The organism is Photobacterium angustum (assembly GCF_002954615.1).
GTDB classification, from domain to species: domain Bacteria; phylum Pseudomonadota; class Gammaproteobacteria; order Enterobacterales; family Vibrionaceae; genus Photobacterium; species Photobacterium angustum_A.
In genome coordinates this window covers 570,004-585,887 of sequence record NZ_MSCJ01000003.1, presented here as the reverse complement: position 1 = coordinate 585,887, position 15,884 = coordinate 570,004, and the positions used below count along the sequence as shown (strand labels likewise).

Annotated in this window: 14 protein-coding genes; 10 read left to right on the top strand and 4 right to left on the bottom strand. The window is 39.1% G+C overall.

What is annotated here, in order from left to right:
- Nucleotides 1-3 precede the first annotated feature (3 nt).
- From BTO08_RS17360 to sstT, 5 genes are all read left to right on the top strand, one after another.
- Nucleotides 4-513, top strand: a complete 510-nt coding sequence (locus tag BTO08_RS17360) for a DUF4381 domain-containing protein (protein WP_105061877.1) — start codon at nucleotides 4-6, stop codon at nucleotides 511-513.
- The gene (locus tag BTO08_RS17355) at nucleotides 506-1,471 is read left to right on the top strand and encodes a vWA domain-containing protein (protein ID WP_105061876.1); all 966 of its coding nucleotides are present in this window, start codon (nucleotides 506-508) and stop codon (nucleotides 1,469-1,471) included. The genes BTO08_RS17360 and BTO08_RS17355 overlap by 8 nt, the downstream gene beginning before the upstream one ends.
- Nucleotides 1,464-3,458, top strand: a complete 1,995-nt coding sequence (locus BTO08_RS17350; RefSeq protein ID WP_105061875.1) for a VWA domain-containing protein — start codon at nucleotides 1,464-1,466, stop codon at nucleotides 3,456-3,458. The genes BTO08_RS17355 and BTO08_RS17350 overlap by 8 nt, the downstream gene beginning before the upstream one ends.
- Nucleotides 3,459-3,477: 19 nt before the next feature.
- Nucleotides 3,478-5,172 (top strand): BatD family protein, encoded by a 1,695-nt coding sequence (locus BTO08_RS17345; RefSeq protein ID WP_105061874.1) that lies wholly within the window; start codon nucleotides 3,478-3,480, stop codon nucleotides 5,170-5,172.
- A gap of 367 nt (nucleotides 5,173-5,539) precedes the next feature.
- Nucleotides 5,540-6,781 carry a serine/threonine transporter SstT gene (gene sstT, locus BTO08_RS17340; protein ID WP_105061873.1) on the top strand — a complete coding sequence of 414 codons (1,242 nt, stop codon included), beginning with the start codon at nucleotides 5,540-5,542 and terminating at the stop codon, nucleotides 6,779-6,781.
- A gap of 118 nt (nucleotides 6,782-6,899) precedes the next feature.
- Here the strand turns inward: sstT and BTO08_RS17335 are convergent, their stop codons facing one another.
- On the bottom strand, nucleotides 6,900-7,223 hold the full coding sequence (locus BTO08_RS17335; RefSeq protein ID WP_105061872.1) for a hypothetical protein: 324 nt from the start codon (nucleotides 7,221-7,223) through the stop codon (nucleotides 6,900-6,902).
- 315 nt (nucleotides 7,224-7,538) lie between these two features.
- Here BTO08_RS17335 and BTO08_RS17330 point away from each other — a divergent pair, with 315 nt between their 5' ends.
- Together BTO08_RS17330 and BTO08_RS17325 are read left to right on the top strand one after the other, a co-directional pair.
- Complete coding sequence (locus BTO08_RS17330) at nucleotides 7,539-7,853, top strand: hypothetical protein (RefSeq protein ID WP_105061871.1); 315 nt, start codon at nucleotides 7,539-7,541, stop codon at nucleotides 7,851-7,853.
- Nucleotides 7,854-8,062: 209 nt separating this feature from the next.
- The gene (locus tag BTO08_RS17325) at nucleotides 8,063-9,235 is read left to right on the top strand and encodes a cation:proton antiporter (RefSeq protein ID WP_105061870.1); all 1,173 of its coding nucleotides are present in this window, start codon (nucleotides 8,063-8,065) and stop codon (nucleotides 9,233-9,235) included.
- Nucleotides 9,236-9,292: 57 nt separating this feature from the next.
- On the opposite strand, the gene BTO08_RS17320 is transcribed toward BTO08_RS17325, so the two are convergent.
- A complete protein-coding gene (locus BTO08_RS17320; RefSeq protein ID WP_105061869.1) occupies nucleotides 9,293-10,516 on the bottom strand; it encodes an HlyD family secretion protein in 1,224 nt (407 codons plus the stop codon).
- Complete coding sequence (locus tag BTO08_RS17315) at nucleotides 10,509-10,880, bottom strand: MFS transporter (RefSeq protein WP_105061868.1); 372 nt, start codon at nucleotides 10,878-10,880, stop codon at nucleotides 10,509-10,511. The genes BTO08_RS17320 and BTO08_RS17315 overlap by 8 nt, the downstream gene beginning before the upstream one ends.
- A gap of 170 nt (nucleotides 10,881-11,050) precedes the next feature.
- Here BTO08_RS17315 and BTO08_RS17310 point away from each other — a divergent pair, with 170 nt between their 5' ends.
- The gene (locus BTO08_RS17310; RefSeq protein ID WP_105061867.1) at nucleotides 11,051-12,064 is read left to right on the top strand and encodes an AraC family transcriptional regulator; all 1,014 of its coding nucleotides are present in this window, start codon (nucleotides 11,051-11,053) and stop codon (nucleotides 12,062-12,064) included.
- 67 nt (nucleotides 12,065-12,131) lie between these two features.
- On the opposite strand, the gene BTO08_RS17305 is transcribed toward BTO08_RS17310, so the two are convergent.
- Nucleotides 12,132-12,485 (bottom strand): hypothetical protein, encoded by a 354-nt coding sequence (locus BTO08_RS17305; RefSeq protein WP_105061866.1) that lies wholly within the window; start codon nucleotides 12,483-12,485, stop codon nucleotides 12,132-12,134.
- 410 nt (nucleotides 12,486-12,895) lie between these two features.
- Between BTO08_RS17305 and BTO08_RS17295 the strand changes: the two genes are divergently transcribed.
- Together BTO08_RS17295 and corA are read left to right on the top strand one after the other, a co-directional pair.
- Nucleotides 12,896-13,939: a GMP reductase gene (locus BTO08_RS17295; protein WP_105061864.1), complete on the top strand. Its 1,044-nt coding sequence runs from the start codon at nucleotides 12,896-12,898 to the stop codon at nucleotides 13,937-13,939.
- Between the two features lie 541 nt (nucleotides 13,940-14,480).
- Complete coding sequence (gene corA / locus BTO08_RS17290) at nucleotides 14,481-15,431, top strand: magnesium/cobalt transporter CorA (protein WP_105061863.1); 951 nt, start codon at nucleotides 14,481-14,483, stop codon at nucleotides 15,429-15,431.
- Nucleotides 15,432-15,884: the final 453 nt, after the last annotated feature.

The following is a 15,884-nucleotide window of genomic DNA, read 5'->3' as shown; positions in this document are numbered from 1 at the left end:
GTAATGGCGACACCAAGCGTTCAGCAACTCCCTTTAGCGGATATACATCTACCTCAAGCTCCTAACTTTTGGCCTTTAGCATGGGGATGGTGGGTATTATTTGCCGTGGTGATCCTCGCTATTGTTGTAATAGTTACTCTTATTAGACGTAAAAAGCATACTAATGCTGCACAAAAAGAGGCATTACAGAAACTTTCGTTAATAACAGAAGAACAAGGGTTACCCGCTCTCAATACCTTACTAAAACAAGCCGCGTTAAGTTATTACTCGCGCACTATTGTTGCACCATTAACAGGTGAGGCATGGTTGGCATTTTTAGATAATCAACTGCCCGTAAAATATAGTGGTTTTTCAGAGCTTAAACCTGTGTGGCTATCAGGTTCATTTTCAAATACGCCATTGAGTAGTGATGACTTTCAGCAATGTAAAACAATGACAAAAACATGGCTTAAACATGCTTTGCCACCACGAAAACTACCCATGATGACGCAAAAGGAGTCTTCAAATGTTTGAATTTGTATGGCTTTGGGCATGGGCATTGTTGCCTTTAGCATGGCTAGTTTACCGTTTTAGTAAACCTGTTGTGCAACCTGCTGCAATTCAATTACCCAAATTACCTAGCGGTGTTGGTCAAAAACAGCCTCGCTCTATCATTCGTAAAGTATTAATGGCTTTACTGTGGACTTGTCTTGTCTGTGCTGCAGCAAGACCAGTTTGGTACGGCAACCCGATCGAAATAAAACCAGAACACCGTGATATGTTACTGGCTGTCGATTTATCGGGTTCAATGTCAATTCCAGATATGGTGACTAAAAATGGGCAAAGTGTTGATCGCTTAACCGCAGTAAAACATGTGTTATCGGATTTTATTGAAAAACGAAAAGGTGATCGCTTGGGTCTAGTACTTTTCGCTGATCATGCTTACCTACAAACACCTCTTACATTTGACCGTAAGACAGTTGAACAACAACTAGATCGTACTGTTTTAGGCTTAATTGGGCAAAGCACCGCAATCGGTGAAGGCCTAGGTATTGCGACTAAAACCTTTATTAACAGTAAAGCGCCACAACGGGTAATTATTTTATTAAGTGATGGTGCAAATACCTCTGGTGTGATTGATCCACTCGAAGCCGCTAAATTAGCCAAAGAAAATGGTGTGAAAATCTATACCGTAGGTGTTGGTGCCGATCAAATGGTGCAACAAGGTTTCTTCGGTGATCGCATCGTCAATCCATCACAAGATCTTGATGAAAAGACTTTAACTGAAATCGCCAAGATGACGGGCGGTGAATATTTCCGAGCACGTAATCCACAACAGCTTGAGAAAATTTACGACATCATCAATAAACTTCAACCTGTCAATAACGCCCAGCAAACATGGCGTCCACGTGATGAGTTGTTCCGATATCCTTTAGCCATAGCATTACTACTTTCTGTCGTCATTGCTGTTATGAGGAGACGTCATGGCTAATTTTACTTTTATGCACCCAATGTGGTTCTTGGCACTTGTGCCATTAGTCTTTCTTTTACCTTGGCTTAAAACCAAGAAACAAACCACGGGGTTAATTGCGCCACACCTAACAAAAAAATTAGGTATGGCTCAGCCTAAATCAACATCATGGCCCATTGCCATACTCACTTTGGGCTGGTTAATTGCTGTGATTGCGATGGCTGGCCCTAGTTGGCAAAAAGTAAAACTACCAGCTTATAACCTAAGTGGCGCACGCGTATTGGTAATGGATATGTCCCGCTCTATGTATGCGACCGATATAAAACCGAACCGTTTAACACAGGCGCGTTTTAAAGCGCTTGATATGTTACCTGGCTGGAAAGAAGGCAGTACGGGGTTAGTCACCTATGCGGGAGATGGCTATGAAGTCAGCCCGTTAACTGAAGATAGCCATACTTTAGCAAACTTGATCCCTAGCCTATCGCCAAAGATTATGCCAATTCCTGGTAGTAATGCCGCGGCAGGTATTGCTGAAGCGATAAAATTACTTAAACAGGCTGGTAATAGTACGGGTGATATTATCTTAGTGACCGACGGTATGTCTAAGCAGGAATCAGCTAAAAGTTTAGCCGAATTAAAAGGTACTAAATATCGTGTCTCTATTTTAGCAATGGGCACAGTTGATGGAGCACCTGTTCCACTGCCTGATGGCCGATTATTAATGGATAATGGCTCTCCTGTTATTTCAAAAATTAACCTGAAAACACTAGAACCTATTGTTAAGCAAACTGGTGGTATTTTGCAGATGGTTCAACCGACAGATCAAGATGTTAATGCGATTGTCCACTTCACAGCAAAACCACAAGATAGCGGTAAAAAAGATCAACAAAAAGAACTGCAAGAACGTTTAAATGGCGGATTTTGGTTAGTTTTACCTTTGTTATTACTGGCATTACTGGGTTTCCGCCGTGGCGTTGTCATTGCCACTATGTTCTTCTTTTTACCTATTGATCATGCGCAAGCGAGCCCATGGGTAAATGCAGAGCAGCAAGCTTACCAAACTTATACCGATGGTAAATATAAGCAAGCGGCACAAGATTTTGAATCTCCGCAATGGAAAGGTATCGCTGAATATAAAGCAAAAAATTATGCACAAGCCATTGAAACCTTGAAGCCATTACATGATTCAATGTCGCAGTACAACCTAGGTAATGCTTATGCACAAAGTGGGAAGTTACAGCAAGCAGTAGATACTTATGAAAAGCTACAGAAAGCCGACCCTAACTACCCCGATGTTAAGAAAAACCTCGATATAGTGAAGAAAGCACTGGAGCAACAAAAGAAACAACAGCAGCAGAATCAGCAGAATCAGCAGAAGAGTGACAAGCAACAGCAGCAATCACAAGGCTCTAATGATAAAAAACAGAGCCAAGATAACAGCCAGCAGTCACAACAAAACCAAGATCAGCAAAAATCATCAGATAACAAACAATCTAATGATAAGCAGTCTTCACAATCGAAACAAAATGACCAAAAGCAGGATCAGAACAACACGAGTAAACAGCAGCAATCCCAAAAACAGCAACAAGGTCAGTCTGATAAACAACAAGGGAAAGATCAGCAGCAATCTCAGCAAGCAGGTAGTGATAAACGATCACAGCCAGAAAAAGAGAAAACTGCCGAGCAAAAAGCGGCTGAACAACAACGTGCTGATGAAAATGCAAAACAAGCAGCAAAGCAACAGCAACAGCAACAGCAACAGCAACAGCAAGCAGAGGAAAAATCAGCCACTAAGTCTGAACAAGATAAAAGCAAAGAAACAAATAACAACAATCAAGTACGAATGAGTGACCAAGCAACAAAAGACGGAGAAGTGCTTTCAGCTAGTAACCCTATTTTGAAGAAATTGGAACAAGTGCCTGATGACACCAGTGGTTTGATCCGAGCTCAATTAATTTTGCAAGCGCAACAGAAAGAAGCGCAGCAAAAAACTGAGAACTCATGGTAATAGGACAATGAATAGATTTATGAATAAATTATTTTTTGGCAAAAAAGTAACTACACCATTGTTGTACATTGCTTTGTTTTTCAGTGCGCTACTATCAACCCAAGCGATGGCGGCACAAGCGGAAGCAACAGTGTCTAAAAATATTGTTGGTGTTAATGAGGTTTTCCAATTAACGGTTGCTGTCGATGATAGTGTAAATACCAATTCACTTAATCTTGCGCCATTAAGTCCTGATTTTGCTTATGGACGCCCTAGCGTAAGTAGCGGGACTTCGATGATTAACGGGGTTATTTCACGTAATACTAGCTGGACAGTAGCGCTAGCTGCAACCAAGGTTGGTACTCTTACGCTCCCTGCGTTTCAAATTGGTAGCTCAAAAACCGAACCAATTACGATTACTGTTTTGAAAAGCAGTAAACAAACCCAAGCAGCCAACGCGAACCAATCATCTATTTCCATTGAAGGTATTAACGATAAATCAAGCATCTATGTAGGTGAGTCAATTAATTATCGGGTGCGTATCTTAATTGGCGAGCAAATGGATCAAGCGACTTTAGCACCACCTTATGGTGATGGACTAACAGCAACGCAAGTTGGGCAAGATGCTCAAAACGAAGTTGTTCAAAATGGACGTCGCTATATTGTGATCACACGCAATTACCAGATCACAGCAGATAAGCCAGGGAATATTACCTTACATGGTGCGAAATTCAGCGGTAGCGTGATTAAAGGGAGTCGTGGCTTCGGTTCAACATTAACAATGCCAGTGGATAAAACAGCAAAAAATATTGAACTTACAATTAAAGCAAAACCAAGTAACTATAAAGGCTTATGGCTACCAACCTCTGATTTGCAACTCAATCAAGTATGGCAACCATCAGTCAATGGTAAAACAACCGTGGATGCAAAAGTAGGCGAGCCTATTACGCGTATTTTAACCTTACGTATTAAAAATATAGCCCAAAGTAATATGCCGAATATCAGCTTAACGTATCCAACATCAGTAAGAAGTTATGATGAGAAACCTGAATATTCAGAAGGGAATGGCTATACAACAATGACATTAAAGCAAGTCATCATTCCTCGTGAAACAGGCAAGATTGAATTACCAACAGTTAGCATTAATTGGTGGAATACCCAACAAGAAAAACAGCAAACAACTAAAGTTGATGGGCTAACATTAAACGTAACGGTCGATCCCAATGCCAGCGGTACAATTACGCCACCAGCATTAACAGCACCATCCGTTGTTACGCCTCAAAATAATGCCAATATTAACAATGCGCATAGCAATGTAGCACAACATTACTACTGGCAATGGGCGACAGCAGTGTTTGCTTTACTTTGGTTAATAACACTAGGGCTATTAATTAAAGCACACAAGGCGCAACCTGCATCAAATACCGAAATCGTTCTTCAATCAGGAACAACGAATGTAGAGCAAGCGTTGAAACAAGCAATTACAAAACGTGAAACTGTACAAATTCAAACTTACTACCAGCAATGGAAACAGCAGCAGCATGAGAAACTTTCTGCCAACCCAGAGCTAGCACAACAATTAGATAATGCTGTAGCTGAAATTATGGCATCAACTTATAGTCAAGATCGCCAGCAATGGAATGATAAACGTATTATGCAATTGCTTGATAAAGCACAGCAACTGAAAGCAACAGCATCACGTACATCATCTCTCTCAGACTTAGATCCTAAATAGATATATTCATTAAATAACGACCTAAAAAACCTCTGTTGCAGATATAAATGCTGTAGCAGAGGTTTTATTTTCTTACATATTAAAGCATTTAATTCTTTCTGTTTTTTTGCATTCCCATAAAGATTGGCATGACCACATAACATTCATTAACACACATTATACATTCACTGCAATTTATCGTTATCAAACAAGCTGTTTGTATGCCGACCCATGATATTTTGATAATAAAATGTTAAATGTAACGTTATATTTATGTTGGTTAAAACCTTATAAAAAGATAACTGGCTATTTCAAACAGATCCTGTTAAAAAATGTTTCAGACGCAAAATAAAAAGCTATTCACAGAATATAAAATGCAGGATGTTATATGAGTCAATCACAACCTTTTTTAGCCAGAGTGGCCAATGGTAGTTTAGTTATACAAATTATGATCGGTATTGTTGCTGGCGTATTACTTGCGACACTATCACCATCATCAGCGATGAGTGTTGGTTTTCTTGGGGGATTATTTGTTGCAGCGCTAAAAGCCGTTGCTCCTATTCTTGTTTTCATTTTGGTTGCTTCATCTATTGCCAACCAAAAGAAAGGCACACATACCAACATGAAGCCAATTATCGTGTTGTATTTATTTGGCACTTTAATGGCGGCATTTACTGCTGTAGCGATGAGCTTTCTTTTCCCGACCACTTTAACGCTTGTTGCTAGTTCCAATTCAATTGCGCCACCGGAAGGTATTGCAGAAGTCATTAGCTCCTTGCTATTTAAGATTGTTGATAACCCAGTTCATGCGCTTATGAACGGTAATTTTATTGGTATTTTAGCATGGGCTGTAGCACTTGGTTTTGCTCTTCACCAAGCAAGCGATGCGACTAAACAAGTTTTCCATGATATGTCGAATGGCGTAACACTCATTGTTCGCTTTATTATTCGTTTAGCGCCTATTGGTATTTTTGGCTTAGTCTCTGAAACCTTTGCTAAAACAGGCTTTGCTGCATTGGCGGGATACGCCCACTTATTGGGTGTACTATTAGGCTCAATGGCAATTCTTGCTTTTGTTATTAACCCAATCATTGTTTACGTAAAAACAGGTGAAAATCCTTACCCGCTTGTTTTCCGTTGTGTACGTGAAAGTGGTATTACCGCTTTCTTTACCCGTAGTTCTGCTGCAAACATTCCAGTAAATATGAAGCTTTGTAAAGATCTTAACCTGCATGAAGATACTTACTCTGTTTCTATCCCACTGGGCGCTACTATCAATATGGGGGGAGCGGCAATTACCATTACCGTCTTAACCCTTGCAGCCGTTCATACCTTAGGCATTGAAGTCGATTTAGCAACAGCCGTTTTACTAAGTGTTGTTGCTGCGGTTTCGGCTTGTGGTGCATCAGGTGTCGCCGGTGGTTCACTACTGTTGATCCCTTTAGCTTCAAGCTTATTTGGTATCCCTAGTGAAGTTGCTATGCAGGTTGTTGCTGTTGGCTTTATTATTGGTGTGATTCAAGATTCAGCAGAAACGGCATTAAATAGTTCAACGGATGTGGTATTTACCGCAGCGGCATGTCGAGCAGCAGAAAGAAAAGAAGCGAAGGCGAAATTACAAAACTCATAATTACGTCTTATATGCTTAACCCAAATTATGGGTAAAAAAAGCGGCGATATCATTCTATTTATATAGATAATGATATCGCCGCTTTTTTATCACTATACTTAACTTAGCTATGCTTAACTTAATAAACGTTCGTTGCTTTACGTATCGCATTCGATGACTTATTAATGGCCCCATTCACGACTTTACGTTTTTGGTTACGCACTTTTTTTTCAACACGCTTTTCTACATAAGTACCATCTTGAATTTCACTGATAGCACGTTGTGTATTATCAACTTTATTCTGGCCATTACGTATCGAGTTCTGCGTTCCATGAATTGTATTTTGTACTTTATCTATAGAGTTATCGACACGATTTAACCCTTGAACTAGAGAATCGGCATGGGCCGTTGAGAGAGTCAATAAAGCAACCACTGGGATTAAAGTAAGGTAACGCTTACACATTCATATATTCCTTTTAACATATTGAATTCATTGCACCTATCAATAGTAGCAACAGATATTAAAATTTCAGACTAAAATGAAATAATAAAAAAAATCGACTATTGATTATTCCTGAAATGGATATCCCCTCCTTTCATATGGCTTTAAAATCAGTGAGTTACACGTTAATAATTAGTTACATTTTAATAAGTAGAACTGATGATAATGATAGATTTTTTTAGTTGGTAACACCTTGTCTTTGCCCGATAAAATCTTCTGACAGCGACAGACGTTTACCAACGTCCGAGCATATTTTAGAACAGAGGGAGACAAGACATGGCACAGTATTCTTCCCATGCCGATATCTATACAATTGCAAGATCAGCCTTAACCAAAGCCAGTAAAAAACTGGCCGATGATGGCTTTGACACAGATCTTTATTGTATCGATGGTCGTATTCGTTTGGTGATTGATAACAATCGACATCAACCTTATGAATACGCATTACAGCTCCATAAAAACACTGATAATGAACAAATTCATCTTGAGGTAATGATTAAAAACAATCAGCAATCGTATTTAGTTGATGGGCTATCTGAGCCTGAATTGATTGCCGATATTTTATCGCAATACAAACGGTATCGCGCTTAATAGTATCAATAAACATAGATAACTAAGCGTTATCTATGTTTATTTCTTGTTATCTCTTCGCTATTTATCACGTTACACACCCGCTTTTACCTATTCCTAATTTCTTGTCGCAAAAACATTCAACCCAATTTTTTTTCAACCACTATGCTTTTATCATTGCCTTCTGCAATCAACTACGCATGCTGCGTTTCATAGCTAGGTAGGTGTCGATGGTTGATAGTATCAATACCATGATTTTTGAGCTTTGCGCGATTGTGATTAGCGCTGCGGGCTTAGGGAGTTTGTTCCTCTTTGCCAAGCAACCCATCATCATCGCGTACATCGTTGCGGGCATTATTATTGGTCCTTATGGACTCGGCATGATCAATAATGCTGAAGCGATTACCCAAATGGGGCATATTGGTGTCATTTTACTGCTTTTTTTACTGGGCCTAAACTTACAACCTCAACGCTTGCTACGTCTATTTAGAGAAAGTGCACTTATTACGCTTTGTTGCAGTCTATTCTTCTTCATTTGCACATTGCTTTTTGCATTAATGATCCAACTTCCTCTCAAAGATGCCATTATCACAGCGGCAGCAATGATGTTTTCTAGTACCGTTATTGGCCTTAAGTTAATTCCTACCACAACGCTTCACCACCAGAAAATGGGAGAAATGATGACCAGTATCTTGTTAATTCAAGATATTTTAGCCATTACTGTTTTACTACTGCTCAATATCGATACCGAGCAGCGTATCGACCTTGCTATCTTTTTGATATTCGCCAAGCTTCTAATTGTGATTGTAAGTGCATACTTCGCCGTTAAGCTCATGCTGCTTCCGCTAATGAAAAAATTTGATGTTATTCAAGAATACAGTTTTGTCGCAACCCTCGCGTGGTGTTTATGTTGGGCTGAAATCAGCCATCGTATTGGTCTATCGTACGAAACAGGAGCCTTTATCGCAGGTACATTGTTAGCCGTTAGCCCCATTTCCAATGTTATTTCTATCCACTTGAAACCATTAAGAGAATTTTTTTTAATCCTGTTCTTTTTCGCTATTGGTGCGAACATTAACTTACTGGCCAGCGATATTTATACTTTATGGGGGATTTTATTTGGTGTATTACTGATTCGTCTAAAGGCATGGGGGTTCTATCGCGCTCTTATCATTTCAAACACAGAAGTTCCTATAAACAAAGAGTTAAGTGCAAGATTAAGCCAAGCAAGTGAGTTTTCTTTATTGCTCGCTTATACTGCCATCGCTAATGGATTAATTTCAGTACAAGGAAAAACATTTATTCAAATCGTAACATTAACAACCTTTATTCTTTCAACGTATTGGATAGTAAGCCGTTATCCAACGCCTATCTCGAATGTTAATACATTACGCCAAGACTAAAAAAGCCAGCCTCTTTATAATAAGAAAACTGGCTTACTGTATATTGTAAGTAATTACTTACATTGACCACACATAGAATAGCTGCGACTTCATTCGAATAATGATCCCACGTACTACATCTAAGAAACCTAAGAAGCTAATCGGCTTTTCAGCGCTGATCCAACCGATACCTACCGAACCGACCGGAATATCATAACCTTCCGTTTCAATTACTTTCAGGCGGACAAAATGATGTTTATTTGCCATATTCGCCCCTGCTGTTTGACGTACATTGGTTTCTCGACCAATCAAGTTACCTTGTGATTCCCCCGTCGCTTCAACAATACCTTCCACTTCAGCGGTAAACACCTTTCCAGGGTAAACCGCCGTTGCAAATTCAGCCATTTGTCCCACTTTCACATTACGAATAGCCTGATGGTTAACACGCATTAACACATATTTTTCGGTGGTATACATTTGCATACGAGGTACAGAGCCAACAAACTGCCCTTCACGCATAATAAAGTTTGTTACATAACCATCAGCAGGCGCGTACACTTTGGTATGCTCTAAATCCCACTGTGCTTTCGCGACGTTTTCATGCTGTGTATCAACATCAACTTCACGGCTATTCACTGCTAGACGTGACTTTTCTAAGGTTAGCTTCGCTTTCTTCACTGATATTTTTGCTTTTTCAATTTGTGAAGCAAGCATCACCTTTTGTGACTTTGCAACTTCTACAGCTGTCCGCTGCTCGTCTAATTTACTTTGCGTAATCGTATGTTGTACGACTTTATTTTGCTTAATATAGCGATTTAGCATCGCTTGCTTTAATTTATAATCTTCATTCGCTGCAACAAGCTGATTTTGCGCGATCTCAATATCTTTATCTGCGGCGTGATAACTCGCTTGTGCCATATCAACATCTTCTTTAGCAATATCTAAAGCCACTTCTGCTGATGCTAAACTTGCTTGAGCTTTATTTAACGCAATACGATAGGGTTCTGTATCAAGCTCATACACTAAATCCCCTTCTTTCACCTGACTATTCGGTGTAACGTGAATAGACTTAACATGGCCATTAATTGTTGTTGCTGCAGGTCTTAACTGAATATGAGGAGACTGTACTAATGAGCCTCCAGATAAGTCCATCGGTGCGAACGTAATTAACCCGTACCATACAAACACTAACCAACTACCACCGCCAATATACGCAAAAGCCTTAGTGAACTTATTCCATGGCATGCCCACTAAACGAAGCAGATAAATAAATAGTGCCCAGACGGCTAAACCTTCAAGCATTCGTCTGCTCCTCTTTTGTTTGTGGCACTAAAGATGAATCATTATCTACACCATCAGTTTTTGTATTAAGACTATCGCCATGCCAGATATCACGTAATCGCTTCAATGCTTGCTCTCCATCAACGAAAGCAATAATCACTGCAAGTACCCATACCCAATGCCAGATGAAGCCTATCCAGGTTAACGCTGTAATTAATCCTATTTGGTGATGTTCACTACTGGATGCTTTATGAATAGGTAATTCATGAAGTTTCCAAAAACCAATACCAATAGCTGCAATCGTGCCAATCAAGACAACACCTGCAACAATATGTAATACCGTATCTATGTTCGTGCCAGTGAAAGGCATACTAAATAAACTCATTAAATTCTCCGGTTATTTAGTCATTATTCTTATTTAACGGATTAGCGTTATTAATTGAGTTCATTGTGAGTAATTTTTTGTATTGAGAAACAAAAGCAGATTGAAAATATCATTTATAGCTATTATTTGATATATTCTATCCATTCCACGCTTTTTATCGGCCTGCTAACATGTTAGATATTGCTTTTATAAGAACCTTATTTATCAAGCCTCTCAATAGTGCACTCATAAAGCACTACGACCTTTCATTCAGCCACCTTGAAGTGCCAGATTTATTGCTTAAAGAAAGCATGTCGCTGCTCCCTTTTAATGATTATTTAGCTTGGTTAGAACGTATAGAACAACTCACCGATGACTCCTCTTACATGGTAAAGCTGGCTAAAGAGATAACATTTGAACAAATGGGAGGATTAGGAGAATGGTATTTAAGTTGCCCCGATTTGCCATTAGCACTGAGACGAATCAACTATGGTTTATCATGCTTGCAAAGTGGTGCGTCATACCACAGCGAACTCTCGGGCAATATATTAAAGTGGACTTATCACAACCCTTACTCTAAAGGACGAGGAGGGCTGCATGATAATTTGCGAGTAGCTATCTTATTTGTTCAAACAATTCGTGAGTATTTGGGTGACGACTTCACTCCATTAAAGATCCAACTAAATGCCACTGAAACCCACAACTCAGCTATCAATGATTATTTTCAATGCCCTATTCGCTGGAACGCACATTCAACCCAAGTTTGGCTGCCTATGTCAGTATTAGAGCATGTCGATAATCGTGTGCTTAAATTCAAAAAACCCATGTTAATGTCAAATTTACAACTTGATGATTTTTTAAACATGCCACAACCGACTGATACCGCAAAATTGATGTTTGAGTTGATCAATTATTCACGCTACTACCAGTACCCTAATCTCAATTTTATTGCACAACGTTTAGACTTATCAAAGCAACAGCTGCAACGACGATTGCACCGCTTTGGCTGGACATTCACCGATACCACTAACTATGTATTATGTAACATTGCAATAAAGTACATGCAACGCGGGCTGCCCATAACAGAGATCGCGGCGAATTTAAGTTATAAAAATGTCCAAAGCTTTAACAAAGCCTTTCAAAGAAATCGAGGGGTAACGCCAATACAATATCAGCAGCGTTTACTAGAAAAACAAAAATCATAAATAGCGGATACAAAAAAACGTTAAACAACTCAGTTATTTAACGTTTTTTCAATTTTAATCATTAATTTTAAGCGACAGCTTGTGCTGCTATATCCGTACCATCAGCTGTAACGTTAATCACTTTATCTCGGATTGTCGACATCAACACGATAGGCCCCATCATATTGACACGCAACGGTGTTCCGCCTAAACCATAGTGTATTTCAGAAGAATCAGATGATGAGTAGTTATATTTGTAGTTAAATTTATCACACGCCATATGCAACAAATCAAAATCTTTACGATGACAAGAAATATAAGCACGCCAATACATTGCATCAATGATCTCTTCAGGCTGCTCTGCCCGAATGATGAAACGCCAACTTCCATCTTCCCCGTAAAAATCGAGAGGAAAAACTTTCCTTACCTTTCTTTTCTTCAACAAATTAAACCTTCCCACAACCCTTCGTAGAAAAAGATAGCTTTACAAACTGGCCACCTTTTAAGAATAGCTTCTCATTTTAAAGATACGAATTATTTTAAATTTTATTTTTATCAGTACAAACTTCGCAGGAAATTATGCAAGGATTTACCAAGAATGGAAGCGAAAAGTTTATAAAAAGTATTACTTTGATAGTAAATCAGGCTAGTTTTATCTTAATTTATCTTCACAAATACACATTTATTTACATTTATAGGCTTGTTTTTGAAAATTTGCTTCCTATAATGTTGAAAACCGGAGCGTCTGCCAACGCTCCGGTTTTTTTGTGCCTGCTCACAAGGCGAAAATGTTTACCTGCCAGTAAAAATTTCGTTGAGCAGCATTCGATAAGATAAGTTTAAGGAATAACCATGCGTATCGAACAAGACTTGAAATTGGGCTTTAAAGATGTACTGTTTCGTCCAAAACGTTCAACCTTAAAAAGTCGCTCTCAAGTTGAATTAACCCGCGATTTTACATTCAAACATAGTGGTCGTCAATGGTCTGGTGTACCCATTATTGCTGCAAACATGGACTCTGTTGGTAGCTTTGAAATGGTTAAATCCTTATCAAAACACAATGTTATGACAGCAGTTCATAAACACTACACTGTTGAACAATGGGCTGACTTTATTAACAACAACGACGCCTCTGTTCTGAATAATGCCATGGTTTCTACTGGCACTTCTGACGCTGATTTCCAAAAAACTAAAGACATCATGGCAATGACAGATGATCTCATTTTCATCTGTATTGACATTGCGAATGGCTACTCTGAGCACCTTGTTGAGTATGTTGAAAAAGTACGTGCTGAATTTCCAGATAAAGTGATCAGTGCTGGTAACGTTGTTACAGGCGATATGGTTGAAGAGCTGATTCTTGCAGGTGCCGATATTGTAAAAGTGGGTATTGGCCCGGGCTCTGTATGTACAACACGTGTAAAAACGGGTGTTGGCTATCCTCAACTATCCGCCATCATTGAGTGTGCAGATGCTGCGCATGGTCTTGGTGGTCGTATCATCGGTGATGGTGGCTGTTCATGTGCTGGCGACGTAGCAAAAGCTTTCGGTGGCGGTGCTGATTTCGTTATGCTTGGTGGTATGTTAGCGGCGCACGATGAAAGCGGCGGCGAGCTTATCGAGCAAGATGGCAAAACATTCATGAAGTTCTACGGCATGTCGAGCCAAAGTGCAATGGACAAGCACTCAGGTGGCGTGGCGAAGTACCGTGCAGCAGAAGGTAAAACTGTATTGCTTCCTTACCGTGGCCCTGTTGAAAACACAATCCAAGATATTATGGGTGGTGTCCGCTCAACATGTACTTATGTCGGTGCTGCGCAGCTTAAAGAGCTAACTAAGCGTACGACATTTATTCGAGTACAAGAGCAAGAAAACAACGTATATGGTAAAGAGTGAGTTCTTGATTAAATATTAATGTTGTTACAAGCATAAGTTGATATTGCCTTTTTCTTCGCGGTTTCCGTGTTAGAAGAAGGCTTTATTCTTTACCATAATCCCTTATTAACATCCTAGCGTTAGTATAGAAAGCACCTCTCTAAATAACACCAACCACAGCCCCACTGATTATCAGATCAGAACAACCTTCCTGAATCAACGCTGAACAAACCATTTACCTAACTTATCTTAGTGCAAATCTAATGTTGCAATAGCGCAAGTTGCTGACTTGGGTTGTCAGGCGTAATATCCGCTCACCATTATTTGAGAGGACACCGTTTTGAACATACCCAGTCGATACTGGATTGAGATTTTTTCCTGTTAAGCTGTCCTCCTTTTTATGACATGTGAGTTGACAGTACTTAGCTGCCAACATGCACCACCTCTTATTTTCGTGCCTCTGTTTAAAATCTTATTACGCCAGTTTTCTATTGGTAGAAGTTGTATTCATTGAACTTCAAATCATGCTTTAAAGTGTTGTCTATTATTTGAGATATAAAACATGCTGAACGCCTTTAAATTAAACGATTTCCGTTTACAACGTTTAGATTTGGAAGCACAAGATCCCATTTCATCTGCATTATGGGTTGATCTTATCGAACCCAATGAAGAAGAACGAGATCGCGTTCAACTAGAGTTAGGTCAAGAGTTAGCAACTCGCCCTGAACTTGAAGATATTGAGGCTAGCGCGCGTTTTTTTGAAGATGAAGACGGTCTTCATATTCACTCATTCTTCTATTATGAAGATGCTGAAGATTATGCCAATAACTCAACAGTGGCTTTTACCATCCGTGATGGTCGCTTATTTACCTTACGTGAGCGTGAATTACCTGCATTTCGTCTTTACCGAATGCGAGCACGTACTCAACATTTACAACAAGGTAACGCTTATGAATTGCTGTTAGATCTATTTGAAACAAAAATTGAGCAACTGGCTGATGTTATTGAAGACATTTACAGCGCATTAGAGTCAATAGGTAAAGTCATTTTAGGTGGTAAACCGGGCGAACACTTCGACAAGGCCTTATCTAATCTTGCAGAGCAAGAAGACGCTGGATGGAAAATCCGCTTATGTTTAATGGACACCCAACGTGCACTAAGCTTTTTAGTTCGAAAAGCCCGTTTACCGGCTAATGAACTTGAACAGGCACGTGAAGTATTACGCGATATTGAATCATTACTGCCACACAATGAGTCTCTGTTCCAAAAGGTTAACTTCCTAATGGATGCCGCTATGGGTTTTATTAATATCGAGCAAAACCGTATCATTAAAATATTCTCTGTTGTGTCTGTCGTATTCCTCCCACCAACACTGGTGGCATCAAGCTATGGAATGAACTTTGAGTTTATGCCGGAACTTCACTGGAAATTAGGTTACCCCTATGCTCTATTGCTGATGGTGTTAGCAGCTCTTGCGCCTTACCTTTACTTCAAACGTAAAGGTTGGTTATAGCAAGTAAACCTGAATATAACTATAACGAAAACACTAGCCCTCAATGCCTCTTTCATTGTGGGCTTTTTTACATCTTTTAAAATATAACAATTATTAGTTATTAAAAACTTAATTTCGCTTACCAATAAACCTTACTTATTATATTTAATTAACAATCAAATATTGCTTTTATAAGCCGTAATCAACGTAATTTATTAATATATCTTTCACTTTTATATCTGAATATAACTTGAATGAAAATACGTAACTTTAATTTAGTTGATAAAAAAGGTTTACATTATTCTTATCCATACTATTATGACCAGCGTAAACAGCAAGACACATTAATTACTATTAACTAAAGATATTTTAGGAGAAAAAGATGAAAACACTTTCAACTCCTCTACAGCCTCCTTGTAGATACTAAAATAACTTCCCCCTTTTATAACTGCTTTACTGCATTGTATTAATCCA

Bases quoted from the DNA above. Each gene is read 5' to 3' on its own strand.
- BTO08_RS17360 (WP_105061877.1), top strand. From the start codon at position 4: ATGGCGACACCAAGCGTTCAGCAACTCCCTTTAGCGGATATACATCTA.
- BTO08_RS17355 (WP_105061876.1), top strand. From the start codon at position 506: ATGTTTGAATTTGTATGGCTTTGGGCATGGGCATTGTTGCCTTTAGCA.
- BTO08_RS17350 (WP_105061875.1), top strand. From the start codon at position 1,464: ATGGCTAATTTTACTTTTATGCACCCAATGTGGTTCTTGGCACTTGTG.
- BTO08_RS17345 (WP_105061874.1), top strand. From the start codon at position 3,478: ATGAATAAATTATTTTTTGGCAAAAAAGTAACTACACCATTGTTGTAC.
- sstT (WP_105061873.1), top strand. From the start codon at position 5,540: ATGAGTCAATCACAACCTTTTTTAGCCAGAGTGGCCAATGGTAGTTTA.
- BTO08_RS17335 (WP_105061872.1), bottom strand. From the start codon at position 7,223: ATGTGTAAGCGTTACCTTACTTTAATCCCAGTGGTTGCTTTATTGACT.
- BTO08_RS17330 (WP_105061871.1), top strand. From the start codon at position 7,539: ATGGCACAGTATTCTTCCCATGCCGATATCTATACAATTGCAAGATCA.
- BTO08_RS17325 (WP_105061870.1), top strand. From the start codon at position 8,063: ATGGTTGATAGTATCAATACCATGATTTTTGAGCTTTGCGCGATTGTG.
- BTO08_RS17320 (WP_105061869.1), bottom strand. From the start codon at position 10,516: ATGCTTGAAGGTTTAGCCGTCTGGGCACTATTTATTTATCTGCTTCGT.
- BTO08_RS17315 (WP_105061868.1), bottom strand. From the start codon at position 10,880: ATGAGTTTATTTAGTATGCCTTTCACTGGCACGAACATAGATACGGTA.
- BTO08_RS17310 (WP_105061867.1), top strand. From the start codon at position 11,051: ATGTTAGATATTGCTTTTATAAGAACCTTATTTATCAAGCCTCTCAAT.
- BTO08_RS17295 (WP_105061864.1), top strand. From the start codon at position 12,896: ATGCGTATCGAACAAGACTTGAAATTGGGCTTTAAAGATGTACTGTTT.
- corA (WP_105061863.1), top strand. From the start codon at position 14,481: ATGCTGAACGCCTTTAAATTAAACGATTTCCGTTTACAACGTTTAGAT.